Genomic DNA, 8,830 nt, shown 5'->3' on the forward strand with positions numbered 1-8,830 from the left:
CCCGTACAGCGCCCCCGCCTGTCCGTCCGCGTAGGTCACGTTCTCGTAGCTGTCGAGGACCTGAACCTCGTACTGGCCCAGGAGAAAGACCCCGCTGTTGCCGCGCCCCTGGCTTTCCCCCTTGGGGGGGTTCGGCGTGGCCCACTCGATGTGCAGCTGGCAGTCGCCGAACTCCTCGCGCGTCCAGATGCCGCCCGACTTCGGCGTGATCTCCATGTATCCGTTCTCGACCTTCCAGGAGGGCGCCTCGCCCTTGGCATTCCTCCACTTGGAAAGGTCGGTGCCGTCGAAAAGAACGATCGCGTCGGACGGGGGTTTCCCGGGCGCGTCCCCCGGCGTCACGACCTTCGGGTGCGGGCGCTTCGAGTCGTGGACCCGCCACTTTCCGTCGGGCAGGAGAGGAGTGTCGTCGTACCCGGGGGACTTCTGCTGGGCGGCAAGCGCCGCGCCCGCCAGAATCGCCAGGGCCGCCAGCGCGGCCGCGCCTCCGATCGTCTTCATCGCCGGATCTCCTTCGTTTCGAGGGTCTACGCAAACGCCCATTCTAAGTACGCGGAAAGCCCCTTCCGTGACAAGATTTTGAGGCCCGCGGGGCCTCTCGACTTTCTGGTTTCCCCCCGCCCTTTCCCCTTATAATCTCACCCCCATGAACGCGTTCCTCGAAGAGCAGTTCTCGCTGGCCGGCGAGGTCGCCGTCGTCACGGGCGGAACCGGCGAGCTCTGCAGCGCCATGGCGCACGCCCTCGCGCATGCGGGCGCCCGGGTCGTCCTCGTCGGGCGCGACGCCGAAAAGGCCGCCCGCCGCCTCGAGGCCATCCGCAAGGACGGCGGCGAGGCCTCCTTCGCCGCCGCCGACGTCACCCGCAAGGACGAACTCGAGCGCGTCGCCGCCGACACGGTCGCGCGCCACGGCAAGATCACCATCGCCGTCAACGGCGCCGGCATGAACTCCGCCACCCCCTTCCTCGAGATCACCGACGAGGAAATGCAGCGGATCCTCGAGACCAACTACAAGTCCGTCGTCTTCGGCTGCCAGGTTTTCGGGCGGCGCATGATCGAACAGAAGCTCGGCGGAACGATCGTCAACATCACCTCGATGTCGGCCCTCCGGCCGCTCTCGCGCGTCTTCACCTACAGCGCCACCAAGGCCGCCGTCCTCAACCTGACGCTCAACCTCGCCCGCGAATGGGCGCCCCACGGGATCCGCGTCAACGCCCTTTCGCCGGGATTCTTCCCCGCCGAGCAGAACCGCCGGATCCTCCAGCCCGACCGCGTGGCCAAGATCCTGGCCCACACGCCCATGAACCGTTTCGGAGAGCCCGCCGAGCTCATGGGGCCGATCGTCTTTCTCTGCGCCCGGCGGGCCGGCAGTTTCGTCACCGGCTGCCACCTCACGGTGGACGGCGGCTTTTCCTGCATGGAATTCAACTGATCGCCTATGAAGATCCGCGACGCTCAGGACGCCCAGCTGGACGTGGTCTCCCTCGGCGAATGCATGATCCGCCTTTCGCCGCGCGGCCATCAGCGGATCGAGTTCGCCTCCGAGTTCGAAGCCTGGGTGGGCGGCGGCGAATACAACGTGGCCTACGCGGCCGCGCGCCTGGGCCTGCGGGCCGGCTGGGTCTCGCGCCTTCCGGACAACCCCGTCGCCTGGATGATCCGCAACCACGCCCGCGGCGGGGGACTGGACCTTTCCCACGTCGTCTGGGTGCCCTACGACGGCGTGGGGCGGCAGGACCGCGTGGGCCTGAACTTCACGGAGGTGGGCACCGGGGTCCGCGGAAGCGTCACGCTCTACGATCGGGGACATTCGGCGGCCGCCCGCCTGAAGCCGGGAGAGGTGGACTGGAAAAAGCTCTTCGCCCGCGGCGTGCGGTGGTTCCACACCGGAGGGATCTTCTCCGCCCTCTCCCCCTCCTGCGCGGAAGTCGCCCTCGAGGCCCTCCGGGCCGCGCACGAGGCCGGCGCCGTCACGAGCTACGACCTCAACTTCCGCTCCAAGCTCTGGAGCGCCCGGGAAGCCCGCGCCGCCACCGAGAAGCTCATGCCCTACATCCGCGTCCTCATCGGCAACGAGGAGGACTTCATCAAGGTGCTGGGCATGAAGGTCGAAGGCGTCGGCGAAGATTTCAAGGGGCTCGAGGTCGAAAGCTACCAGCGCATGGTCGGCGAAGTCGTCCGGACCTATCCGCAGCTCGCGGCGGTCGGCACCACCCTGCGCGAAGTCGTCAGCGGCCTCGTCAACCATTGGAGCGCGATCCTCTGGTACGAGGGGAAGTTCTACGTCAGCCGCCGGTACGAAAACCTGGAAATCGAAGACCGCGTGGGCGGCGGAGACGGTTTCGCCGGCGGCGTGATCTACGCGCTCCTGACGGGCCGGGGGCCCCAGGAGGCGGTGGAATGGGGCGCCGCGCACGGGGCGCTGGCGCAGTCCACCCGCGGGGACACGTCCATGGTCACGCGGGAGGAAGTCGAACACGTGGTCCGGGGCGGAAGCGCCCGCATCAAGAGATGACCCCTATGCCTTCCTCGAAAATCGGACTCATCGGTCTGGCGGTCATGGGCGAGAACCTCGCCCTCAACATCGAGCGCAACGGCTTTCCGATCGCGGTCTACAACCGCACCTGGGACCGCACCCGGGAACTCCTCGAGGGCCGCGGCCGCGGCAAGCGCCTCCAGGGCGCCCGAACGCTCGAGGAGTTCGTCCGCTCCCTCGAGCGGCCCCGCAAGATCGTCCTGATGGTCAAAGCCGGGGCTCCCGTGGACGAGGTGCTCCAGCAGCTCGTGCCGCTCCTGGAGCCCGGGGACATCGTCATCGACGGCGGCAACAGTCACTTCCTCGACACCCGCCGCCGGCACGACGCGCTGGCCGCGCGCAAGATCGCCTTCATCGGATCGGGCGTCTCCGGCGGCGAGGAGGGCGCCCTGTGGGGCCCCTCGCTCATGCCGGGCGGCCCCCGGGAAGCGTACGAAGCGATCCGGCCGATCTGGGAGAAGATCGCCGCCCGGGTGGACGACGGCCCCTGCTGCGCCTACATCGGCCCCGACGGCGCCGGCCACTTCGTCAAGATGGTCCACAACGGCATCGAGTACGGCGATATGCAGCTCATCGCCGAGAGCTACGATCTCCTGCGCCGGCTTCTCGGGATGGATCCTCCCGAGCTGGCCGACGTCTTCGCGGAATGGAACCGCGGCCTCCTGTCCTCCTTCCTCGTCGAAATCACCGCCAAGGTCCTCCGCAAGAAGGATCCGGAAACCGGAAGATGGCTCGTCGACCTCATCCTCGACAAGGCCGGCCAGAAGGGGACGGGCAAGTGGATGAGCCAGACGGCGCTCGACCTCGGGGTGGCCATCCCCACGATCAACGCCGCCGTCGAGGCCCGGATCCTTTCCGCCTTCAAGGAGGACCGCGTGCGCGCCTCGCGCGTGCTTCCCGGACCGGCCTCCCCTCCTGCGCCGCCTTCCGACCGGCGGGCGTTCGTGGACGCGGTGCGGGACGCGCTGTACGCCTCCAAGATCTGCTCCTACGCCCAGGGGCTCGTCCTCATGAAGGTCGCCGGCGACGAGTACCGCTGGAACCTCGACCTCGGCGAAATCGCCCGCATCTGGAAGGGCGGCTGCATCATCCGCGCCCAGTTCCTCGATCTCATCAAGCAGGCCTACCGGCGGAACCCCGCGCTTTCGAACCTGCTGCTCGACGACCACTTCAAGGCGTGGGTGACCGACGCCCAGCCCCGCTGGCGGCACGTCGTCCAGACCGCCCAGGCGGCCGGGATCCCCGTCCTGGCCATGAGCGCGAGCCTCGCCTACTACGACGCCCTCCGCGCGGAGCGGCTGCCGCTGAATCTTACGCAGGCCCAGCGCGATTACTTCGGCGCCCACACGTACGAGCGCATCGACAAGCCCGGAACTTTTCATACGGATTGGACCTCATGAGCCGCCTGCGCATCCTCGTCACGACGACCTCCTTTCAGGACACCCCCGGACGGCATCATCAGATGCTGGCCGACGCCGGCGTCGAGATCGACCGCGCCCGCGGTCCCCTGCCCGAGGCGGAGCTGCTCCGGCTCGTGGGCTCGCACGACGGCATCCTCTGCGGCGACGACGCCTTCACCCGCCGGGTTCTCGAGAAGTGCCGCCCGCGCCTGCGGGTCCTCTCGAAGTACGGCATCGGCGTGGACAAGATCGACCTGGCCGCGGCGACCGAGCTCGGCATTCCCGTCACCTATTGCCCGGGCGTCAATCACGTGACGGTGGCCGAGCACACCTTCGGCCTGCTGCTGTCCCTCACGCGCCTCATCCCGCCGCAGGACGCCGCGGTCAAGCGCGGCGAGTGGAAGCGCCTGACGGGACGGGAACTCGCCGGCAAGACCCTGGGCATTCTGGGGCTGGGCCGCATCGGCAAGGAAGTCGCCAAGCGCGCGGTCGCCTTCGACATGAAGGTCTGCGCGTACGACGTCGCCTGGGACGACGCGTTCGCCCGGCAGTTCGGCGTGGAGCGCAAGTCCGCCGCCGAGGACGTCCTGCGCGAGGCGGACGTGGTTTCCCTGCACATGAACCTCACCGAGGAGAACCGCGAGTTCATCGACGCGCGGCGGCTGGCCCTCATGAAGAAGGGGGCTTACCTCCTCAACTGCGCCCGCGGCGCCCTGATCCACCAGGAGGACGTGGCGCGCGCCCTCCGCGACGGACATCTGGCCGGCTACGGAGCGGACGTGGTGGAACCCGAACCCGTGGAGAAGACCAACCCGCTCCTTTCGGCGCCGAACGTCGTGCTTACGCCTCACGTGGGCTCCCGCACCTACGAAAGCGTGGAGCGCCAGGCCGCGATGGCCGCCGAGAACCTCCTCCGGGTCCTCCGCGGCGAGCCCCCCCTCGCCCAGGCGAACCGGCTGTAGGCCCCCTTTCCCTTGACCGCGGGGCCCCCGCGGGGTTAGCTATTGTCAGACAATTCAGAATCCCCGATGCGCGCCCAACAGGTCGTCCGCGAGATCCAGGACCTCATCCGGCGGGAGGAGATCCCCCCCGGAGGACGGCTCCCCACGGAGCACGCCCTCGCCCGCCGCTTCCGCGTGAGCCGCCCCGTCGTCCGCGAGGCGCTCCAGGCGCTCCGGGCGCTCGGCGTCGTCGATTCCCGCCCCAAGCGCGGCCTCCGGGTCCTTCCCTTCGACCCGGCCGTCCACTTCGATCAGCTCGTGGCCCGCGTCCGAACCGACGAGGAACGCCGCGAGCTGTACGAGCTGCGCCGCATCCTGGAGCCCGGAATCCTGCGCCTGGTGGCCCGGCGCGCCCGCCGCGAGGACCTCGAGGCGCTCGAACGCCTTCTGGCGAAGCCTCTTCCCCCCGGCCGCCGGGGCGTCCGCGAGGGGCTGGCCCGGGACGTGGCCTTCCACGAGGGCCTCTGGCGCCTGGCGGGCAACCGCTTCGTCTGGAGCCTCCGGGGACTTCTCGTCCGGTTCTTCGCCGACCTCGAAAGCGGCCGCGAGCGCCGCCTTTCCGCCGCCTCCATGCGGCGCGCCAACGCCCAGCACGCCGCCATCGTCCGCGCGCTCCTGGACCAGGACGTGGAGCGCGCCGTGCGCCTCCTCGAACGGAATCTCGCCACCTTCCGCCCCCGGGGAGACCGGCCGTGAAGCAGCGAGCGATCGAACCCGCCCTCAGCCCCGCCGCCCGCGAGGAAATCCCTCCCGTCACCGGAGACACGGCCGGCCTGCTGGCGGATCTGGCGGCCTTCCTTCCCCCCGAACGCCTCGTCACGAAACCCGACGATCTCTTCGCGTACGAGTGCGACGCCCAGACCCTCGACCGCGCGCTCCCCCTGGCGGTGGCCTTCCCGGAATCGACCGACGAAGTCGCCCGCATCATCCGCGCCTGCAACGCCCGCCACGTCCCCTTCGTCCCGCGCGGCGCGGGAACGGGGCTTTCGGGCGGCGTCGTCGCCGTCGGGAGCCTGGTTCTTTCGACCGCCCGGCTCAACCGCATCCTCGAGGTCGACGTCCTCAACCGCACGGCCTGGGTCGAGCCGGGCGTCGTCAACATCCACCTCTCGCGCGCCGTGGCCCCGCACGGCCTGCACTACGCGCCCGACCCCTCCAGCCAGTACGCCTGCACGATCGGCGGCAACGTCGCCGAAAACTCGGGCGGCCCCCACACGCTCAAGTACGGCGTCACCACGAACCACGTGCTCGCGCTCGAGGTCGTTCTCCCCGACGGAACCGTCGCCCGCCTGGGCGGACCGGCCGCGGACGCGCCCGGCTACGACCTCGTGGGCGTCTTCGTGGGCTCCGAGGGCACCTTCGGGATCGCGACCAAGATCCTCGTGCGCCTGACGCCTCTTCCGGAAGGGGTCAAGACCGCGCTGGCCATCTTCGACTCCGTGGGCGACGCCTGCCGCGGCGTCACCGAGATTCTCCGGCGGGGAATCCTGCCGGCCGCGATCGAAATGATCGACCAGAAAACCCTTCGCGCCGTCGAGCAGTACATCCGCGCCGGCTTTCCCCTCGACGCGGCGGCCGTGCTCCTGGCCGAAGTGGACGGCCTGACGGACGATCTCGAGCTTCAGGCGGAGGCGGTTCTCTCCGCCTGCCGCGCCGCTGGCGCGCGCGAGGTGCGGCTCGCCCGCGACGACGCCGAGCGCGCCAAGCTCTGGAAAGGGCGCAAACAGGCGTTCGGCGCCCTGGGGCGTCTGGCCCCCAACTACTACACCCACGACGGCGTCATTCCCCGCACCCGGCTCCCCGAAGTCCTCGAGGAGATCGCCCGCATCGAGGAACGCCACCGCGTCCAGATCGCCAACGTCTTCCACGCCGGCGACGGCAACCTCCATCCCGTGGTGCTCTACGACGAACGCGAGCCCGGGGTGCTGGACCGCGTGCGCCGCGCCGGGGAAGAGATCCTGGCGCTCGTCTGCCGCCTCGGGGGAGGACTGTCCGGCGAGCACGGCATCGGCATCGAAAAGCTCTCCTTCATGCGGGATTTCTTCTCCGAGGACGATCTGGCGGAAATGCGCCGCGTGCGCGACGTCTTCAACCCCCGCGGGCTGGCCAACCCCGGCAAGGCCGTGCCCTCCCCCGCCCGCTGCGCCCCCGCGGGACGAAACCGCCTTCCGGTGGGACACTGAGATGGACCGGCCGAAGACCGAAGAGGACGTTCTCGCGATCCTCCGCGAGGGCCGCCCCGTCCATGTCTTCGGCTCGGGAACCAAGCTCCACCTGGGCCCCGGCCCCGCCCCGGAAGCCCGGCCCGTCAGCCTGCGAGGACTGGACCGGATCGTCGCCTACGAGCCGGGCGATCTTGTCGTTACGGTCCAGGCGGGCGCCCTTCTTGCGGACGTCCAGGCGGCCCTCGCCCGGGAAGGCCAGTGGCTCCCGATCGATCCCCCGTTCGCCGCCGCCACGATCGGCGGGATCCTCGCCACGAACGGCTCCGGCCCCCGCCGGCTGGCCTACGGAACCGCGCGCGACCTTCTCCTGGGCCTGCGCGTCGCCGGCCCCGACGGGCGCGTCACCCGCTCCGGCGGCCGCGTCGTCAAGAACGTCACGGGCTACGACCTCCACAAGCTCCACATCGGCGCGTTCGGGACGCTGGGCATTCTCCTTGAGGCGAGCTTCAAGCTCCGGCCGCTCCCGGAACGCCGCGCCGTCTTCGTCCTGCCCTGCCCGTCCGTCCGGAAGGCCCACGAGATCCTGCTGGCCGTCTTCTCCTCGAAACTCCGCCCGGCGGCGCTCGAGGCGCTCGACGCGCGGCTCCTGCCTCTCACGGACGCCCCGGCCGCCGCGCTCGTGGGGGTCGAAGGCAGCGCTCCGATCGTCGAGCGCCATGAGCGGGATCTCCGCGCGATCGCGGACGGATTCGAGCGGCGCGAAGGGACGGCGGCCGACGAGATCTGGACGCGGCTGCGGGATCTTCCCGAGCGGCTCAAGGATCGGGTGCGCGTCCGCCTCGGGGCCCGGCCGCACGACCTGCCGCAGCTCTTGCCCGACGGTCCGCCCCTCTGGATCCGGGCCGGAAACGGCCTGGCCTGGGCGCACCTGGAGCCGGGCCCGGAGGCGGCGCCGGCCGTGCGCGAATGGCACCGGCGCGCCGCGGCCCGCGAAGGCTACGCGGCGGTGGAATCGGCGCCGCCCCATCTGAGCGGCCGCGAATCGCTCCCCTGGGGATTCCCGGAAGATCCGCTCATGAAGGCGATCCGCGCGTCGCGCGATCCGGCCCGTGTCCTCAACCCCGGGAGGGTGCCGCTGTGAAGATCGAACCCGGCGCGGACGCCCCGTCTTTCGAGAAAATCTCCGCCTGCGTCCACTGCGGCCTCTGCCTGGAGGCCTGTCCGACCTACCGGGAACTTCGCGTGGAGATGGATTCGCCGCGCGGGCGGATCTACCTCATGAAGGGCCTCCTTCAGGAGCGGCTGGAGCCCACGGAGGACGTCATCGTCCACCTGGACCGGTGCCTCGACTGCCGCGCCTGCGAGACCGCCTGCCCCTCGGGCGTCGCGTACGGCGATCTTCTCGAGAAGACCCGGACGCTTCTGGAGCGCTCCCGTCCGCGCGGGTGGACGACGCGGCTCCTGAGGGCCTTTTTCTTCCGGGGTCTTCTTCCCCGTCGGGGCGCGCAGGCGGCGCTCTTCAAGGCCCTCTGGCTCTCGCAGGCGCTGGGGTTGACCGCCCTGGGGCGCGGCCTGGCGCGGCTGGGGCTTCTGCGGGGGCGGCTCGGCGCGGCGGCGCGGCAGGCGCCGCGCGTCCCCTTCCGCTCCTTCCGCGCCCGGCGCCGCGGCGCCCTCGACCGGTCGGCGGGCGTCCTGCGCTTCCCCGCCCGGGGGACGCGGCGCCGGCGG

At 70.5% G+C, this 8,830-nt stretch carries 9 protein-coding genes; 8 read left to right on the plus strand and 1 reads right to left on the minus strand.

Annotated elements, in window-relative coordinates; all coding sequences use genetic code 11:
• A partial coding sequence (locus tag VNO22_07230; protein ID HXG61146.1) for a DUF1080 domain-containing protein occupies positions 1-501 on the minus strand: 501 nt, incomplete at its 3' end.
• 145 nt (positions 502-646) lie between these two features.
• Between VNO22_07230 and VNO22_07235 the strand changes: the two genes are divergently transcribed.
• The 8 genes from VNO22_07235 to VNO22_07270 all read left to right on the plus strand — a co-directional run.
• A complete protein-coding gene (locus tag VNO22_07235; protein ID HXG61147.1) occupies positions 647-1,432 on the plus strand; it encodes an SDR family oxidoreductase in 786 nt (261 codons plus the stop codon).
• A 6-nt stretch (positions 1,433-1,438) separates the two neighbouring features.
• On the plus strand, positions 1,439-2,515 hold the full coding sequence (locus tag VNO22_07240; GenBank protein ID HXG61148.1) for a sugar kinase: 1,077 nt from the start codon (positions 1,439-1,441) through the stop codon (positions 2,513-2,515).
• 5 nt (positions 2,516-2,520) lie between these two features.
• Complete coding sequence (gndA, locus tag VNO22_07245; GenBank protein HXG61149.1) at positions 2,521-3,936, plus strand: NADP-dependent phosphogluconate dehydrogenase; 1,416 nt, start codon at positions 2,521-2,523, stop codon at positions 3,934-3,936.
• Positions 3,933-4,898, plus strand: a complete 966-nt coding sequence (locus VNO22_07250; protein HXG61150.1) for a phosphoglycerate dehydrogenase — start codon at positions 3,933-3,935, stop codon at positions 4,896-4,898. Before gndA ends, VNO22_07250 begins: the two co-directional genes overlap by 4 nt.
• Before the next feature lie 66 nt (positions 4,899-4,964).
• Positions 4,965-5,633, plus strand: coding sequence for an FCD domain-containing protein (locus VNO22_07255; GenBank protein HXG61151.1), 669 nt, complete (start codon positions 4,965-4,967; stop codon positions 5,631-5,633).
• Complete coding sequence (locus tag VNO22_07260) at positions 5,630-7,120, plus strand: FAD-linked oxidase C-terminal domain-containing protein (GenBank protein ID HXG61152.1); 1,491 nt, start codon at positions 5,630-5,632, stop codon at positions 7,118-7,120. Before VNO22_07255 ends, VNO22_07260 begins: the two co-directional genes overlap by 4 nt.
• A 1-nt stretch (position 7,121) precedes the next feature.
• Positions 7,122-8,243 (plus strand): FAD-binding oxidoreductase, encoded by a 1,122-nt coding sequence (locus VNO22_07265; protein ID HXG61153.1) that lies wholly within the window; start codon positions 7,122-7,124, stop codon positions 8,241-8,243.
• Positions 8,240-8,830, plus strand: a 591-nt coding sequence (locus tag VNO22_07270) for a 4Fe-4S dicluster domain-containing protein (protein HXG61154.1), incomplete at its 3' end; no start/stop codon positions are given. The genes VNO22_07265 and VNO22_07270, both read left to right, overlap by 4 nt.

The organism is Planctomycetota bacterium (assembly GCA_035574235.1).
In the GTDB taxonomy this organism is placed as follows: domain Bacteria; phylum Planctomycetota; class MHYJ01; order MHYJ01; family JACPRB01; genus DATLZA01.